Annotated in this window: 14 protein-coding genes and 1 rRNA gene; 3 read left to right on the plus strand and 12 right to left on the minus strand. The window is 40.0% G+C overall.

The genetic code is table 11. From position 1 onward, the window contains the following. From ACIQAA_RS20665 to ACIQAA_RS20675, 3 genes are all read right to left on the minus strand, one after another. Nucleotides 1-88: ribosomal RNA gene (locus ACIQAA_RS20665) — 16S ribosomal RNA — on the minus strand; the annotation flags it as partial. A gap of 459 nt (nucleotides 89-547) precedes the next feature. Beyond that, nucleotides 548-3,766, minus strand: coding sequence for an SNF2 helicase associated domain-containing protein (locus ACIQAA_RS20670; RefSeq protein ID WP_402623028.1), 3,219 nt, complete (start codon nucleotides 3,764-3,766; stop codon nucleotides 548-550). Between the two features lie 162 nt (nucleotides 3,767-3,928). After that, nucleotides 3,929-4,774 carry a VOC family protein gene (locus ACIQAA_RS20675; RefSeq protein ID WP_402623030.1) on the minus strand — a complete coding sequence of 282 codons (846 nt, stop codon included), beginning with the start codon at nucleotides 4,772-4,774 and terminating at the stop codon, nucleotides 3,929-3,931. A gap of 305 nt (nucleotides 4,775-5,079) precedes the next feature. Here ACIQAA_RS20675 and ACIQAA_RS20680 point away from each other — a divergent pair, with 305 nt between their 5' ends. From ACIQAA_RS20680 to tatC, 3 genes are all read left to right on the plus strand, one after another. Beyond that, the gene (locus tag ACIQAA_RS20680) at nucleotides 5,080-6,696 is read left to right on the plus strand and encodes a PhoX family protein (protein WP_402623033.1); all 1,617 of its coding nucleotides are present in this window, start codon (nucleotides 5,080-5,082) and stop codon (nucleotides 6,694-6,696) included. Nucleotides 6,697-6,909: 213 nt separating this feature from the next. After that, nucleotides 6,910-7,107 carry a twin-arginine translocase TatA/TatE family subunit gene (locus ACIQAA_RS20685; protein WP_179603340.1) on the plus strand — a complete coding sequence of 66 codons (198 nt, stop codon included), beginning with the start codon at nucleotides 6,910-6,912 and terminating at the stop codon, nucleotides 7,105-7,107. A 67-nt stretch (nucleotides 7,108-7,174) separates the two neighbouring features. After that, entirely contained in the window at nucleotides 7,175-7,900 is a 726-nt protein-coding gene (gene tatC, locus ACIQAA_RS20690; RefSeq protein ID WP_402623037.1) for a twin-arginine translocase subunit TatC, read from the plus strand. A gap of 49 nt (nucleotides 7,901-7,949) precedes the next feature. Here tatC and ACIQAA_RS20695 read toward each other — a convergent pair whose 3' ends face one another. From ACIQAA_RS20695 to arfA, 9 genes are all read right to left on the minus strand, one after another. Further along, nucleotides 7,950-8,891 (minus strand): family 43 glycosylhydrolase, encoded by a 942-nt coding sequence (locus ACIQAA_RS20695; protein WP_402623039.1) that lies wholly within the window; start codon nucleotides 8,889-8,891, stop codon nucleotides 7,950-7,952. A 45-nt stretch (nucleotides 8,892-8,936) separates the two neighbouring features. Then, nucleotides 8,937-9,785, minus strand: a complete 849-nt coding sequence (locus ACIQAA_RS20700; RefSeq protein WP_402623041.1) for an MBL fold metallo-hydrolase — start codon at nucleotides 9,783-9,785, stop codon at nucleotides 8,937-8,939. A gap of 37 nt (nucleotides 9,786-9,822) precedes the next feature. Then, entirely contained in the window at nucleotides 9,823-10,797 is a 975-nt protein-coding gene (locus ACIQAA_RS20705) for an aldo/keto reductase family protein (protein WP_402623044.1), read from the minus strand. Between the two features lie 21 nt (nucleotides 10,798-10,818). Then, complete coding sequence (locus ACIQAA_RS20710) at nucleotides 10,819-12,189, minus strand: MATE family efflux transporter (protein ID WP_402623047.1); 1,371 nt, start codon at nucleotides 12,187-12,189, stop codon at nucleotides 10,819-10,821. A gap of 77 nt (nucleotides 12,190-12,266) precedes the next feature. After that, nucleotides 12,267-13,232, minus strand: coding sequence for a glycoside hydrolase family 43 protein (locus ACIQAA_RS20715; RefSeq protein WP_402623050.1), 966 nt, complete (start codon nucleotides 13,230-13,232; stop codon nucleotides 12,267-12,269). 39 nt (nucleotides 13,233-13,271) lie between these two features. Beyond that, a complete protein-coding gene (locus ACIQAA_RS20720) occupies nucleotides 13,272-14,222 on the minus strand; it encodes a glycoside hydrolase family 43 protein (RefSeq protein ID WP_402623052.1) in 951 nt (316 codons plus the stop codon). Nucleotides 14,223-14,249: 27 nt separating this feature from the next. Next, nucleotides 14,250-15,464, minus strand: coding sequence for a sn-glycerol-1-phosphate dehydrogenase (locus ACIQAA_RS20725; RefSeq protein WP_402623055.1), 1,215 nt, complete (start codon nucleotides 15,462-15,464; stop codon nucleotides 14,250-14,252). Between the two features lie 40 nt (nucleotides 15,465-15,504). Further along, nucleotides 15,505-16,557 (minus strand): aldose epimerase family protein, encoded by a 1,053-nt coding sequence (locus tag ACIQAA_RS20730; protein WP_402623058.1) that lies wholly within the window; start codon nucleotides 16,555-16,557, stop codon nucleotides 15,505-15,507. 84 nt (nucleotides 16,558-16,641) lie between these two features. Continuing rightward, nucleotides 16,642-18,156, minus strand: a complete 1,515-nt coding sequence (gene arfA, locus ACIQAA_RS20735; protein ID WP_402623061.1) for an arabinosylfuranosidase ArfA — start codon at nucleotides 18,154-18,156, stop codon at nucleotides 16,642-16,644. Between the last annotated feature and the right edge of the window lie 51 nt (nucleotides 18,157-18,207).

Genomic DNA, 18,207 nt, shown 5'->3' on the forward strand with positions numbered 1-18,207 from the left:
GGTGCAAGCACCTTAAGATTCGCTCGACTTGCATGTATTAGGCACGCCGCCAGCGTTCGTCCTGAGCCAGGATCAAACTCTCCAAGAAAGTTGATATAGCTCATTTTGTTACGTTGGCTAGTTTCTATAGTAGAAACTAATAATTTTTTGTTGACGTTCTTGTTTGTTTAGTTTTCAAAGAGCAATGTGTTTTTTACAACAGGATATCAATATAACATGTCTTGTTGTTTTGTGTCAATAACTTTTTTAGAATATCTTTTTCGTAATCGACAACGTAAATTATATTACATTATATGATTCATAAAGTCAACCATTTTCTTTTCCGCTCAAAAAGAAACATCTCGTTATAAAATGTTTCCCCGAGGGAATTACTATATTACTATGATATAAAGAAAGAGTCAACACTTTTATAACAATATTTTTCAAGTATGGTCATAGGTGTTGTAGTTTAATCAAACGTTTGATTAGTTTTTCTAAAAAAGTTTTAGAAGGTATTTAATCAAACGTTTGATTAGTGAAATTATCTTATTATGCCAAAGGATATTTTTTAGATCATTAATATCTCTCTAATATCTTCTTCCGTTAAAGAAGCAGTTCCTTTATCTTTTGAATCAATAATTTCCTCTATTAATTCTCTTTTTTTCTCCTGCAGTTCATTCATTTTTTCTTCTATTGTACCTCGTGCAACCAATTTAATGACTTGTACTATATTTGTTTGCCCCATCCTGTGTGCCCGGTCCGCCGCTTGTTCCTCAACCGCAGGATTCCACCATAAATCATAGAGGATAACAGTGTCCGCACCAGTTAAGTTCAGACCGGTTCCTCCCGCTTTCAAGGAAATAAGAAAAAGGTCACACTCTCCTGTATTAAATCGATTTGTGAGTTCTAACCTTTCTTCCGATGGGGTTTGTCCATCAAGATAAAAGTAAGGAAGCCCTTGAATTGCCATTTCCCTGCCGATTAACTGGAGCATTTTCGTGAACTGCGAAAATATTAATACTCTTCTTCCAGCCTGCCTGGATTCCTCTAAGATCCTTAGCAGCTGTTCAAATTTAGCGGAACCCCCTTTATACCCATCAACAAACAAAGATGGGTGACAGCAGATTTGCCTGAGCCTTGTCAAACCAGCGAGGATTTTAATTTTATTTTTTCGAAGTGTGTCTTTATCCAGATGCTTTAGCGTGTCATGTCTTAGTTTGGCTAAATAAGCTCCATAGAGTTTCTTCTGTTCTGGCAGTAACTCCACTAAGTCAACAGACTCTATTTTCTCAGGAAGCTCTGATAGAACATCTTCCTTTAATCTTCGGAGTAAAAATGGACGGACTCTTCTCGCAATCTGCTTTCTCGTTAAGTGACTAAAATCCCTCAGCCCTTGAAATAGTTCTGGGAACACAACATGAAAGATAGACCACAGCTCCTCAGATGAATTTTCAACAGGAGTACCAGTTAGAGCAAAACGATGATCAGCCTTGATTTTCTTTACAGTCCTTGCTGTTTGAGTAATTGGATTTTTAAATGCCTGTGCTTCATCGAAAAACACGGTATGGAAGGTTTGTTTTTCGTACCAAACGATATCCTTCCGCAACAATGGATAAGAAGTAATAACAATATCTGAATCAGATATCTGTTTCTGATTCGCCATCCGTTCTGATTTATCCCCATCTAAAATGACAGCATGCACTCCTGGGGCAAATTTCTTAATTTCAGAAAGCCAGTTATAAGTTAATGATGCCGGACAGACAATCAGAACCGGCAGTTTTTTACTGCGAACGAGAGGAAGTTCTGATAGGATATAGGTTATACTTTGAAGTGTTTTCCCTAAGCCCATATCATCTGCGAGAATCCCTCCAAATTCATAACTGGCAAGAGTTTTCAACCATTTGTAGCCATGAATTTGATAGTCCCGCAAAATCGGCGCTGCCAATTTTGGCACCTCAAACTGCATACTGCTTGGATTATGGATGGTATCCAAAAACTGACGGAACGACTCCTCAATTGTAAATGTTGAGTTATCTTCAACAGAGTCAAGCAGCTTTAATCCCCGAACGATTGGTACATTCAATCCTGCTTCAAGATCCTCCGCCTGCACAGGTGCAGCTTGTAGAAAGCGTTGGATTTCTTCAAATTCTCTTGTTTCTAATGAGAGCAAAGCTCCATTCCGTAACCGATAATATTTTCTTTTTTCCTCAAGCGCGGATAATATCTCTTTTATCTGCCTCTCCGGGATTCCATCCATATCAAATTTAAATTCCAGCCAATTTGTCCGTTCTGTTTTTATCTTTACTCTAATCTTGGGTTTTGCATTTTCTTTAAAAATCCGGTTCCTGACTGCCGTTGTTGCATAAATTTGTACAAGTTTTTGCAGTTTAGGAACAACATGATATAAAAACTCATACTCCAACTCTTCATTATGCAAGTAATAGCCACTGTCTGTAGCAGCAAATGAACTTTCTTCCATCAGTTGAATGATTTGATTTTCCTTTTCCAGGTCCCTTATTAGTACGAGTCCGTTCTGCATTTCCCGGTTTTCTAACGGGTTGATCACGATATTACCGTATTCAAATTCTAAGCCGGCTAAGAGGCGATTTTTCAACCGATCTAAATAAAGTTTGGCGACTAAAGACGTTTTCCTGTGGGTGCTCGTTAAATTGTGAGGCAGTTCGACCTTACCGAGTCTTTTTAAACCCGGGACCACGTTTTCTAGAAAATAGTCCATTTGTTCTTGTGGAATTTCAATTTGATTTATTTTTGAAGCTTCCAGCATTTCTTTAAGGTTAGCCAATCGTTTGCTGTCCGTTTCTGCAAGCCTAATGAATTTCCCCTTATATAGAACAAAGTGGTAAGAATCCAATACCGTTAGGTGATTCAATCCTTTTATTCTGAGATGGCAGCCTCCATCCACTGAGGATGTAAAGCGAAACTGCAGCGGAAGCATTTTTTCCGTTAACAGAAGGCCTTCGTATGTTTCCCCGTCATTTTCAACTTTCACAAGTGGAGCTTTTACAAGCAAAGGTAAGAGTTGATCAAAGGATGATGGCGGTATGAGCAAAAGATCAGGGGAGAATGATTCTTCTAAGCTGTCTGCCATTGCATTCACGTATGATTTTTCATCTTGAAGTACAAGGAATAGCTGCTGAATCACATCATCTGTCTCTCTATCAAAACAATGAAGACGTATATTAAAAATTAATGTATCGGAAATCTGACTTGGAAGCCCTTCTTTTAGCTGAGAGAGAAACTCACGGATATTGGCCACTTTTTCATGTTCAATCGCCATTTCTATTCCAATTAGCTTCTTTCCCTCCCCGACATCCACTGGTTTACATAGAAAGTTTGCTTGCAGCACCTGTCTATTCTCAAAATGAAGCTGATGTCTGCTTGGCCTTCTCGGTTGATCTGTGAAAAGCGTAAGTAATCCTTTTGTCAGCGCCTGACTTGTTGAAGAATCAACCTCTTTACCACTTCGCACTTTAGGCACTATTCCGTTCTGCTGATGATCATAAATGGCCAGTAATACAGCCGCTATATGTTGACAATCGCTTTTTACAGATAGGAGAGTTGGACAGCTGCATGTCGTACGAAGATCTCCGCTCTCTTCTTTATTTATAGTGACATAGAAATCTTCCGTACCTTTAACAGTCGCTTCACAACGATTTTTGCTAATATAATCAAACGAAACTTTTCCCGTTCTATAAAAAGAATCCCCTCGTTTAAAGGAGACAGTTCCGCACATTTCTTTTATCTGTTTCTGACTTAAAGTAATCATATGTCCCGCTCCTCTCCAAGGTAAGAATTTTTTAATTAATAATGAATTCTTCAATTTTAGCACTAATTGCATATTTTCTCATGTTTGGAGGACATATATTAATTCAGTTATAACAAAGAAAGCCAGATTCCCTGGCTTCAACTGTTAATAGGGTTAGACCTTTTATAATACCAATCTTATTTGATTTCCTGATGGATCACCCGTTACATAATAATCTGCTTCTTTTTCGACACTTGCACCTAGTTGGTTCAGGCGTTCAATTGCTGATTCTCTCGCGGCATCATCCGGAAATACGAGTGTATACCAATTTAACCCCACACTATTTTTGGGTGGAGTTGGGGCCCCTTCTCCCTGCCACGTATTAATGGCAATATGATGGTGGTAACCTCCTGTTGATAAAAAGACTGCTTGCGGATAATGACTGACAACATTGAATCCCAGCCCTTTTGTGTAAAACTCTTCCGCCTTCTGCAAATCTCCCACATGGAGGTGAATATGTCCCATGATAGTCCCCTCAGGCAATCCCGTCCATTCCGCGTCACTTTCCGCAAGGATACTATTCCCATCTAGTTCCACTGTTGCCATGTCCACCAAGCCATTTTTCCATGTCCACTCGTTTGAAGGGCGATCTCGGTATACTTCTATCCCGTTGCCATCCGGATCCGTTATATAAAGTGCTTCACTTACATAATGATCCGCTGCACCAAGCGCATATCCTGTACCAAGAAAATGACGTAAAAAAACAGATAAATCCGCACGGCTTGGAAGGAGAATAGCAAAGTGATAAAGTCCTGACATTCTTTCTTCCTTTGGTATCACATTTTCAGGCTGTTCCAGCGTTACTAACGGTGTTTTCCCATTAGTGGTTAAAACGGCTATCCTATCTGTTTTCTCTAGTACCTTAAAACCCATAATATTTTGATAAAAGGTTAGTGCATAGTCTAAATCTTTCACCTTAATATCGACTTCACTGGCATAGATATTTGGACTCTGATGAAAACCCTCCATTGTCTTATCCCCTCCATCAAACTGTATTTATATTATTCATTAACTCGAAAAAGAAATTCATGATTACCACTTATATTAAAGATGTTCCATTATTTATTGCAAAATAAACTCGTCTAAAAAATTCACCATTTAATTTTCGACAAAATTTTAGTTTTTCTGACAGTCAGAATACCAATTTACAAATTATTAAAGTAATTTAAGTTTTCTTAACAAATCTTTACAATCCCTTAATTAACATTGAGTTTGGGACTGACTATAATCAAGGAGAAAGTTATTAAATCAGAGCTATAAGGGAGAATGATCATATGGATCGCCGTTTATTTTTAACCTATGTTGGAAGTGGTACTGCCGCACTAGTTGCAGCTTCATCAGGAATTGGGGCTTTAACTGGGAACGCGATGACTGGAAACCACTTAATGAATGGACAGCCTTCAGGAAAGGGTAAATCACTTACGGCACCGTTCAAACCAGTTAGCCGTACATGGGAAAACGACATGGTACTGCCTAACGGATACAACTATTCTATTATTGCCTCTTATGGAGATAAGATTAATTCTAAGGGTGAAATATTTGGGGATGCAGCTGACCTAACTGTTTATTTTCCAATGGATAGCTTAAAAGGCGGAAACAATTCCGAAGAAGGATTGATCTGGGTAAATCACGAGTTCCCTGAACCAGGAAACTATATGAAGATGTTAGGAATTAATGAAGCTACTTTTAAAAAGGAAAATCTAGCAAACTATCCGGAACTTCTAAAGATGGAAAAAGAAGCTGTCGGCGGATCTGTCATCCACGTTAAGAAAGAAAAAGGCGGATGGAAGCTTGTGTTAGATGATACATATAATCGACGTGTCGATGGTAATACGCAGATTGAATTAACTGGTCCTGCACGCGGAAGCCAGTATGTTGGCGGTGTTACAAGCGTTGTTGGCTCATTAGGAAACTGCAGCGGCGGACGTACTTTATGGAATACCGTTCTATCTTGTGAAGAAAACACAGAATACGGCGATGACTATGGCTGGCCAAATTTTAATGATAACCATTATGGCTGGGTGGTTGAGGTGGATCCATTTGATCCAAAGAGACCTGTACGCAAGCATACCGCCCTTGGCCGTTTCGCCCATGAGAATACAGCAATGGGCTTAACCAATGACGGCAGAGTTGTTGTTTACATGGGTGATGATAAGGGTGACGCGTGTTTCTACAAATTTATTAGCAGCAAGAAATTTAACCCTGCAAATCGTGAGGCAAACTTTGATATTTTAGAAAGCGGAACATTATATGTGGCAAGTATGAGCCAGCAAAAATGGATTGCCCTCGATCATGCAGCAAATTCTACTTTACAAAAACAATTTGCCGACCAAGCTGACGTCTTAACCAATGCACGTGCAGCAGGTCTTGCTGTTGGCGGAACAAAATTAGACCGTCCTGAAGACGTGGAAATTCATCCTCATGATGGATCCGTATTTTTAGCACTAACCAATAACACAGGTCACGGAAACTTCCATGGACAAATTGTCCGATTCGCACCGGCAAACGGTGACCATGCTAGTGAATCCTTCACATTTGAAGTGTTTGTGGCCGGCGGACAGCAAAGCGGCATTACTTGCCCAGATAACCTACACTTCGACAGCAAAGGCAACCTTTGGGTGGTTGAGGACTATGCTGCAACTGAAACGAATCAGTATGCTGCCTATAAAAACTGTGGAGTATTCATGATCCCAACAGACGGAAAAAACTACGGAGAACCTTTCCAATTTGCTTCAGGTCCAAAAGGCTGTGAAGTAACAGGGCCATGGTTAACTCCTGACGAAAAGACATTATTCTTAGATGTACAGCATCCAGAAACATGGAATCCATACCCTGGTCAAACTTTCGGACGTTCATGTTTAGTTGCGGTACAAGGCGGAAGCTTTAAATAATCAAGTGGAAGGGGCCATTCTCATCATGTTTGTTTGTTCAAACCACGTCAAGGATGCCTTGGAGCTTATGTATGTTCCTCATATAAAACGAATATCAGAGGAAGAAAGTTTTCGTTGTCATCTTTGTAAAAGCAAAGCTAAGTATAAGCTATTCCAATATTGCTATCAGCGTCATCAGACTAAAAAAGCTATCTAAAGGAGTGTACGACAATTATGCTACAGAACATAGGTATTCCCGGTTTAATTCTTGTTTTAGTCATTGCATTAATCATTTTCGGACCTTCAAAATTACCAGAATTAGGTCGTGCTGTGGGATCCACCCTAAAGGAATTTAAAAAATCAACACGCGAATTGGTTTCCGATGAGGACCCTAGTAAGGTACAGCCTAAAAAAGAGGAAAAGACCATTTAACCGTAATTATGGGAAGATGCAGGCAGAATGTGGTGCTTGCGTCTTCTTTTTCTAAGGAGGATTTTCGATGTCAAAACATGATATGGATTTAGTTGGCCATTTTGAAGAATTACGTAAACGATTGATCATCATACTCGGTGCATTTATGGTTTTGTTTATTTTAGCGTTTGTTTATGTTCAAGATATTTATCAATGGCTGGTTCAGGACCTAGAGGTACAACTAGCTATTTTAGGCCCAAGCGATATTTTATGGGTATACTTGATGCTATCCTGTGTAGTGGCAATTTCAGGGAGTATTCCTATAGCCGCCTATCAAATTTGGCTTTTTGTTCGTCCAGCATTGAAAGATACGGAGCGAAAAGTAACATTAGCCTATATTCCGTCTTTATTCCTTTTATTTATTGTTGGAATCAGTTTCGGATACTTTATCATTTTCCCTATTGTTTTTCAGTTCCTTCTCTCCATGTCGGAGGGTATGTTTATGACCTTTTTCACCACAGAAAAGTATTTTACGTTTTTACTGCATATGACCCTGCCGTTTGGATTTTTATTCGAACTTCCTGTGGTGATCATGTTCTTGACAAGTCTTGGAGTATTAAATCCATACAGATTACAAAAAATTCGCAAGTACTCTTACTTTGTTCTCATCGTAACCGCTGTTTTAATTACTCCGCCGGATTTCCTATCTGATATTTTGGTAGTTATCCCGCTAATCTTTTTATATGAGTGCAGTGTATTATTATCAAAAGTAGTTTATAAGCGAAAACAAAAATTAAATTTGGCACCACAGTAATTGAAAAAAAGACTTTGGGATCGCACTGCCCCAAAGTCTTTTTCTATTCTCAGATATGCGGCCAGCCTTCTTGATCCCAATACAATGGTTTAATCCGCAACGTTGGTTTTCCTTTTTTCAGAGCATCATAGGCATGGTTTACAAGAAGGGACGAGTCGCCCGAAAAATAAACTGCACAATGTCCAGGACCAATCCATCTATCATCTCCTGCGTCGATTAATGTCCCTCCTCCCTCCATCATCGATACTCCATCTCGATCAAAATAAGGCCCTGTAATATTCTTTGATCGGCCAACGACAATTTTATAGGTACTTTCAATTCCGCGGCAGCAAAAATCAAAAGACACAAACTGATAATAATAGCCGTTACGGTAGACAACGAAAGGCGCTTCAATCGTATTTGGCTGTTCCGTTCTGCTAGAAATAGACAATAGCTCCGCACCCTCTGCAGGCTTCATCGTTACAGGGTCCAATTGAATGAGCTTGATTCCGGACCAGAATGAACCAAAATTCAACCATGGCACGCCTTCTTGGTCGAAAATTAAATTGGCATCAATGGCATTGTAGTTATCAGACTCACCGGAATGGATTACATATCCCTTGTCCACCCATTTGTAATCAGGATTTTTAGGGTCAAGCGTCGTATTGGTTACCAATCCGATGGCGGAGGTATTCTTACCAAAAGTAGACACAGAATAGTAGATATAATATGTCCCATCATGGAAATATATATCTGGTGCCCAAATACTTTCCTCCTCTTTCTCAGGTACATACTGTTTAGACCACTCGGGTAATGACGGAAATATTTGTCCTGCCTGCTTCCAGTTCACCCCATCTTCAGACGTTTTTATTTGAATGCCATTTCCAGTATGAAAAACATACCAGCGGGAACCTTCCTTCGCTATAACCGGATCGTGGGCCCATAAATCGCCCTTCAGGTCCCAATCCACTTCGTAAAAATTTACATTATCATAGCCTTTTACGTTATTCATATCTTAATCCTCCAGTGTTTGATATCTCGACCTATTACCAATTGCTTACAGGTGATACATAAAACGTTCTCCGGGTGCCATCATATGAAACTTTTGATTTGGATAATGAGTAAACAAGTAATCTACAAAATAAGCAGGATTATCCCGATTATTCGGAAATAAATCATAATGAATCGGAATAATGAGATCGGCACCTGCCGCAATTGAAAATTCCACAGCTTCACGGAAGTTCATGTTTCCAACGATTTCTCGTGATGAACGGAAATAGTCTCCGCCATTAATCGGCAGGAATACAACATGGGGTTTGAATTCTTTTACCTTTTCTATCAATTCCTGGGTCACAATTGTGTCACCACTATGGAACAAGCGAACACCATTTACCTCTAGGCAATAACCTAAAAATAGATGATTACCTTCTAAATCAACTTGATAACTAGTATGTGCTGCTGGAACAGGTGTAATCTGAAATCCTTTTATTTGAAAAGATTCATTGCCTTTGGCTGCAACTATGTTCTTGTTGCCTGTTTCCGACTGGACCTTTGATACGAGTGGAGCGGGAACTACAAAAATAGGATTCTCACTATTTTGCCCAACTTCCCTTAATGTGGCGAAATCCAGATGGTCATCATGTTCGTGAGTAATTAAAATAGCGTCTGCGTTCTCCAGCATAACCGGAGAGAGAACAGGGTGATAAGCCCGCTTAAATTCTGTTTCAGGATTTACTTGTTCAATGCTATTTAATAGATATGGATCGATACAGATTAATCCATCTTCCTCTCGGCCTTTAATCAAGATCCCTGCCTGCCCTAAATTCCAAAACGAAATAGCGTCATCATAGATTCGCGTGTCATTAATTTCTTTTAGTAATGGACCACCATGTTTATAAACCTTCATCAATAAAACTCACCCGCTTTTCAAAAAAATTGGAAGGCTATCTTAATGGTGCAAAATCTTTTATTTCTTCAAGGATTGTATCTATGGCTTGTAAAACATGTTGATCCAATTTGATATCCACTGCTTTTACATTTTCTTCAATTTGCTCTGTCCTGCTGGCTCCAATAATCGCAGAGCTGATGGATGGGTGACGGAGAATCCATGCCAATGCTAACTGACTTAACGTAACCCCTAGTTCTGAAGCTAAACCGTTTAATTTCTGTACGACTGTGAGGACATCCTCCCGGAAATAGCTATTGATGACGAAGTTGGTTGCATCATTCGCACCTCTGCTATTAGCTGGTTTTTCTGAATGAGGTTTATATTTACCTGTTAAGACTCCCTGTGCTAACGGGGAGAAAACAATTTGTCCAATCCCTTTTTCGGTCGATACCGGCAAGACTTCATCCTCAATATACCTTTCAAACATATTATAAATAGGCTGATTCGAAATAATCGGTCTTAATCGATAATCCTTGCCTATCCCAACCGCTTTTTCGATTTGGGCAGCGCTCCATTCGCTCACACCCGCATAAAGGATCTTCCCTTGCCTGATCAAATCATCAAGAGCAAACAAAGTCTCCTCCATCGGTACCTCTGGGTCATAGCGGTGACATTGGTAGAGGTCAATATAATCCAAACCCAGCCGTTTTAAACTAGCGTCACATTGTTCGACAATATGTTTTCTTGATAGTCCGCACTCATTCGGTCCTGGGCCCATTGGGAAGAATAACTTCGTTGCTACAGCATATGAACTTCTTGGATATTCTTTTAACGTTTCACCCAATACTTCTTCTGCCTTTCCACCTTCATAGGCATTGGCTGTATCGAAGAAGTTAATACCCAGTTCATATGCTTTATGAATACAATCATGTGCAGTCTGATTATTTACTGATTTTCCATAAGTGAGCCAGCTGCCTAATCCAATTTCACTTACTTTTAATCCACTGTTTCCAAGTCTACGGTATTTCATTACACATTCTCCTCCATGCCTTTAACTAGTAACCGCTTGTTTTTTATCAACAAGGACTTTCTTTTCCCACGCTCTGCTTTTCCATCTAAAATACATGACGATTCCTCTGAACCACTCATCCGCAATAAAAGCAATCCATACCCCGGCTAACCCTATTCCAAACTGTATTCCTAATAAATACGATACAGGAACGGCAATTCCCCACATCGACAGAATGCCCATTTTCACAGTAAAAACAGCGTCTCCGGTAGCACGAAGTGAGTTAACCACGATGAGATTTAATGTCCTTCCAGGCTCAAGAACTAAACATAATAATAAAAGTGTACTTCCGACTTTAATAATTTCTGGATCATCGGTGAAAAGACCCATAATGGTTTCTCTAAAAATAGCTATAAATATTGCTATAACAATAGTAATAATAAAACTTACTTTAAGGCTTTTTAATAATTGCTTATAGGCTCCTGCAAAGTCACCAGCTCCAACACGATAACCAATTAGAATTTGTGTTCCCTGGCCAACGGCTAATGCGAACAGCATAATAAAGGACATAATATTCCACGTATAAACACGGGTAGACAAAGCTGCTGCTCCAAGAAGGGCTGTAATGGCAGTCATTGCCATCTGGCTCGTATTGTAACTAAGTTGTTCTCCCGCAGAAGGAATTCCTATTTTTAATATTTTTTTAATATGTGTCATTTGGAAATCGATATAATCATTCCATTCAATTCTGATTGGAAGTCTCTTATACATGAACCAAAACGCGATGACTAATGCTGCTGCCCTGCTGAAAGCAGTCGATAACGCAACCCCTTTAACGCCCATTTCAGGAAATCCAAACCATCCATAAATGACTAAGGCGTTTCCAACCAAATGGATGAGGTTCATCATGACAGAAACAAACATAGCTTCCCTCGTGAAGCCGTTTGACCTCAGAATCGCAGAAATAGTCACAAGCATAGCCTGAAGAAATAAGGTGCCGCCGACTATCGATAAATAATCATGTCCGATTATCGCTATATCCTCATCAAGGTGGAAAATATTTAATAATGGACCTTTTAAAATCACAAACAATATACTTACAACCAAACCCATACCCAGATTGATGGTTAAGGATATGGCAGAGGCTTGTTTGGCGTCTTTTTTCAAGCCTGCACCTAAATACTGTGAGATTAAAACAGCCGTTCCAGTAGCTGTAAAGCTAAATAGGAGAATAGCAAAAAAAACTAGTTGATTTGCTACTCCTATAGCCGCGACAACATCATCAGAAATATGGGATAACATCATGATATCTGTACTTCCCATAATCATTTGCAAAAACAATTCTATAAATATCGGCCAAGTTATGGCACGCAGGGTCAAACGTCTTTCCTGTGAATCTTGTAGTCTTTCCATCTTTCTGCCCGCCTTTTGTTTACAGAAAAGGGTTCATATCAAGAAACTGATATGAACCTTATCGTTCGTCAAATTATTTATTTTGGAAAACTGAAGTTTGGTGTACCATCATGATTCCATGTAAATTCCTTCGCGCAGGTATGACGGTTCGGATCATATAACGGATCTCCGACAATCTCTGTATAGTTCCTTACATGGTAAACCAAAACATCCTTGCTTCCATCTTCTGAGACTGTAAAGCTGTTATGACCTGGACCATATTGTCCTGTTTCATAACAAGTTTTAAACACAGACTCTGTGGACTTACTCCAAGATGCTGGGTCCATCACATCACTGTTTTCATCCGCTGTCAGAATTCCCATTGCATAATTCTCATCCGTGGCACTGCCAGAGAAGGAAATGAAGATTTTACCGTCCCGCTTCAAGACTGCAGGTCCTTCATTTACCCAGAATCCAATCGTTTCCCAATCGTATTCCGGTTTAGTAATCATTACTTGAGGTCCCTGAATCGTCCATGGGTTTTCTAATGGAGCAATATAAAGGTTTGAGTTTCCTCTTATGTTTGGATCTTTTTGTGCCCAAACAAGGTACTGCTGACCTTTATGCTCAAACGAAGTCGCATCAAGGGCAAAGGACTCCCAGTCTGTTTTGATTTGTCCCTTTTCTTCCCAACTGTCTTCTAAAGGATTAGTAGATTTATTTTCAATTACAAACATGCGATGTTGAAATAATCCATCGACAATTTCCTTTGATGGTGCCGCTGCATAATAGATATACCAGCATCCGTTAATATAATGGATTTCCGGAGCCCAGATAAGCGAACTCATGGGTCCCGTTTCATGATTTCGCCATGCTACAACAGGTTCGGCCTCTGCTATTCCTTTAATCGTTTTAGATCTCCTTACTTCAATTCGGTCATATTCCGGAACGGAAGCAGTGAAATAGTAGTAGCCATCTGTGTGCTTGTAAACCCAAGGATCTGCTCTTTGCTCAACAATGAGATCCTGTGCTCTTTTCGCTTCTTCGATTGTTACTTTTACCATAAAAATCTCCCTTTAGAAAATGATATCGACTGAATCAACTTAGTTTGCATCTGGTACCGGAGTGCCAAAGTTAGGAGTTCCATCTTCATTCCATGTGAACACTTGTGCACGTGTATGACGATTCGGATCCCAAAGCGGGTCACCGACGATTTCACGGTAGTTACGAGCATGGTAAATCAGGATGTCTTGACTGCCATCTTCTGAAACCGTGAAACTGTTATGACCTGGACCAAATTGGCTGTTTTCCTCATTTGTTTGGAAAACAGGTTGCGGCGATTTTTTCCATGATTTCGGATTAAGCAGGTCACTGTCTTCGTCTGCTGAAATCAATCCCATGCAGTAGTTATAGTCCGTAGCACTGGCAGAATACGAAATAAAGATTTTCCCGTTTCTTTTTAGCACAGCAGCACCCTCATTCACTAAAAATCCAATTTTCTCCCAATCGTATTCAGGTGTGGTAATCATGACTTGAGGACCTGTAAGTGTCCAAGGGTTCGCCATTTTCGCAATGTATAGGTTTGAGTTGCCTTCGATTTCAGGATCTTTCTGAGCCCAAACATAGTATAAGTTTCCGTTATGTTTAAAGGTGGTCGCATCAAGAGAAAAGGATTCCCAAGCAGTTCTTACCTGTCCCTTTTCAACCCAATTTCCTTCGAGCGGATTTTGTGAGTCATTTTCAATCACATACATCCGATGGTCAAAGATAGCGTCCTTGCGGGCAGCTGCAAAATAGATATACCATTTGCCGTCAATGAAATGTATTTCTGGAGCCCATATGTTTGCGCTCATGATTCCATCTTCATGTTTAGTCCAAGCAACAACTGGTTCTGCATTCCCTAATCCTTGAATCGTTTTTGACCTTCTTACTTCGATTCGGTCATATTCAGGTACTGAAGCAGTGAAATAGTAGTAACCATCTGTATGCTTATAAACCCAAGGATCTGCTCGCTGCTCGACAATAGGGTTTTTCAAAGTTTCAACTGTTTGCATGATATTTCACCTTTCCTTTTAAATAAATCATGGATGTATGAGGGGGCTGCTTTCGGCAGCACCATTCAAAAATTTTAAAGCTGTATATCGATTTCTTAAATTATGTGCACTGCTTAAACTTGCAGCAACTAGCTGTTCATCAATACCCAGCTGTTCAGGCATGATTTCCCCGCCTGTCTGGGTTAATAGATTTTTTAGGTGTTCGGGGGTTGGGATCTCTTGGTATATTTTCATGATTTCTTTTACGCTTTCATTGTTAAGAGAGTTTTCCATTGACTGTAATCGAGTTGATTCAGATAGTAAAGGAAGAAACTGTCCTTTATATACTTCCGCAAGCAGTACCGTTGATACTCCGACTTTCGCCCCGTGAAGCACTGCGGGGCGCTTTCGCTTTAAAAAGTCCATTTCCCAGTAATGCGACAGGTGATGTTCGCCGCCAGAAGCTGGATGTGACTGACCAAATATAAGCATGGCCAGCCCTGACTTGATTAAAGCTTCAATAAGAATCTGAATTCCTTCTTCATCAGCTGTAGCAATCTTTTCTACTTTCTCCACACACGAATCCAAAGCTTCACGGGTAATAGCGGCAACTAGCGGACAATATGGTTCTCCCTTTGCAAGGCGGCCAAATTTCCAGTCAGCAAGCGATGTATATTTGGCCAGCATATCCCCAAATCCTGCTGCAACCATTTTTCGCGGTGACGCCTTTAGTACAGATAAATCAGCAAATACGGCAATCGGAGCCGACATTTGGAAGGTTGTTTTGACACCCCTAATAATTAATGGAGCCCCCATTGATGTGAAACCGTCCACAGAAGGTGCAGTAGGAACTGAAATAAATGGCAATTTCATTTTTGCACCGCAAAAACGAGCAATATCATGGATTGTCCCTGCACCTACAGCGATGATTACGTCCGTTTCTACTGGTATCTCTAATAATGCTTGAACTAAGGATTGCTCATCAGCGGCAACATCATTATTCTCATCAGGCTTTATCACACTAAGAGAAATGCTGATACCTGTTTCTTTAAAAATTTCTGACAGACTTTTCCCTGCAGCTTGATAGGAATTTTCATCAGCGATTATAACAGCATGATTAAACCCCTTATACTCTGCATAGGCAGCTAGTTCTTTGTAAACACTGTTTCCAATCTTGATTCTTTCAATTGGAATACGGTGATGATGATTTCCACAATCGCAGGTTTGAGCTAGAGTCATGAGTTCAGTAATATAGTTTTCCACCTAAATTCCTCCTGCTCCATTTAAAAAAGTAATGGCCAATCTATTCTTCTAATGTCCCAAATTTATAGATTGTTACCGTAGAATACTCTTTATCTTTTTCTAGAACCCAGGAAGGAAACTGCGGGTGATGAATCGCGTCCGGTAATCCCTGTGTCTCTAGGCAAATCCCCAAGTACTTTCGTGACGGCACTCCAGCAATCTCTCCTTCAGACTTCATTTGATTGCCAGAATAAACGACCACTCCTGCTTCATCTGTTTCAATCGTTAAAGTCCGTCCACTTTCGATATCCTTCAGGACAATTTCTTGGTCATGTTGTGTATTCAATAAAAATGGATGGTCATACCCCGCGCCGGCTAACTTATTTTGCGGATGGTCTGACATCACTCCAGTTTCAATCTTCCTCTCTGTTGTAAAGTCAAATGCCGTACCTTTAACATCCAGCATTTCACCCGTCGGAAGCAGTTCATCATTTAATTCAAGAAACTTATCGCTTTTTATTCGTAAAGAATGATTTAAAATATCTCGTTTTAAATTTCCACTTAAATTGAAATAAGAGTGATTCGTCATATTGAGCAGTGTGTCCTCATCAGACACGCCAGAATAATGGATAGAAAGTTCATTGTCATTGTTCAAGGTGTAGGTTACGGAAACATTTAAATTTCCAGGATACCCCTCTTCGCCATTCGGGCTTACATAAGTGAATCGAACGCCAATCTCCTCATCATTTTCGATGATCTCACTATCCCAAACTACCTGGTTAAACCCTCTATTTCCACCATGCAGATGATTATTACCTTCATTTTTTGCTAGTGTATGTGTTTGCCCATTCAGATCAAAGGAACCAGCCTTAATTCTTCCAGCAACTCGCCCAATTGCAGCACCTAGAAAATAAGTATCTTTTTCATATTCATTCAACGTATCATATCCAACAACAACATTTTCAAAGTTGCCGTCCTTATCTGGAGTGATAATTTTTGTAATAATACAGCCATAATTAATACAGCCAATTTCTACTCCATGATCATTTACGAGATTAAATAAAAAAACAGTTTGGCTATCTTTCCTTCCAAACTCCTCTTTCAAGACCTTCATACCGTTCAGTCCTTCCTTCTAGAAAAAATGATTCCATACCTCTCCGTCAAACATGTTAACAGAACAGGTATGGAATAAGCGATATTAGTTACGCTTCGCCAGGCGGATTACATTCCAAGATAACTTTGGTAAAACCGCGGTAACTCCGCCATTTTCAGATTTTGCATTACCATTAGAATGCGGGGCAACTGGTGTACCTTTAGCAGAGTTGGATTGTTTTAGATTGCCGTCGTTTTCTAGAACAATATGCTCGACTACTTCATAACCTTCAAAGTTACGGATGTCGACAGCCAATTCTAATCCTTCTTCGAGATGACGGTTTACAGCAAAGATTGTTAATGTTTCATGCTCTTCATTGTAAACAGCTGTTGACTCTAAATATGGTACATCAGTGAAATCCTTACTGTCATACTTCGGACTTGAAATAATTGGGTTTAACGAAACCCCGCGTCCATATACAGAAGTATGCATATAAGGATAAAAGATCGTTTGCTTCCAAGCAGGTCCATTGTCTTCTGTCATAATTGGTGCAATGACATTGACCAACTGAGCCAGGCAGGCAATTTTCACACGGTCGGCATGCTTTAATAAGGTAATGAGCATACATCCAACCAATAAAGCGTCTTCAAAGTTATAAATATCTTCTAATTGAGGCGGTGCAATACTCCACGGCTCAATTTTTTTATCTGCCTCATTGCTGTGATACCATACGTTCCATTCATCAAAGCTGAGGTTGATTTTCTTTTTACCGCGTTTTTTCGCTTTAATATAGTCAGCAATTGAAATAACTGATTTAATAAAGTCATCCATTTCTAGGGACAATGCTAAATAGTTAGAAATTTCATTGTCACGGTTGCCGTAATACTGGTGCAAAGAGATGAACTCTACATGATCATAGGTATGGTCAAGTACAGTTGCTTCCCAGTCCGCAAAGGTCGGCATATTGCGGTGTGAGCTTCCACATGCAACCAACTCGATTGTAGGATCTACCCACTTCATTACTTTTGCAGTTTCTTGAGCTAGGCGGCCATATTCCGCAGCTGTTTTGTGCCCGATTTGCCACGGACCATCCATTTCGTTACCAAGACACCAAGTTTTAATTTTGTATGGATCCTTTACGCCGTGAGAAATACGAAGATCACTATAATAAGAACCACCTGAGTGGTTGCAATATTCTACTAGATTTCTAGCTGCGTCAATCCCCCGGGTTCCAAGGTTAACTGCCATATTGACGTCAGCATTGACTAACTGCGCCCATTTCATGAACTCATTGGTACCCATTTCGTTCGTTTCAGTAGTGCGCCAAGCTAAATCTAAACGACGCGGACGGCTTTCTACGGGTCCTACACCATCCTCCCAGTTATATCCGGAAACAAAGTTACCGCCCGGATAGCGGACAAGCGGAACTTGAAGTTCCTTAACCATTTCAATAACATCCTGGCGGAATCCATTTTCATCGGCTTGCGGATGTCCTGGCTCATAAATGCCGCCATATACGGCACGGCCTAAATGTTCAATAAAAGAACCGTAGATTCGATTATCAATTTCAGAGATTTTAAAGTCTTTTTCTAGAATCATTTTTGCTTTATTATTGGCCATGTTCTCTGTTCCTTTCTTCTGTCTGATAGAGTTTGCAAAAGCAGCGGCTGT

This window comes from Neobacillus sp. NPDC093182 (assembly GCF_044754045.1).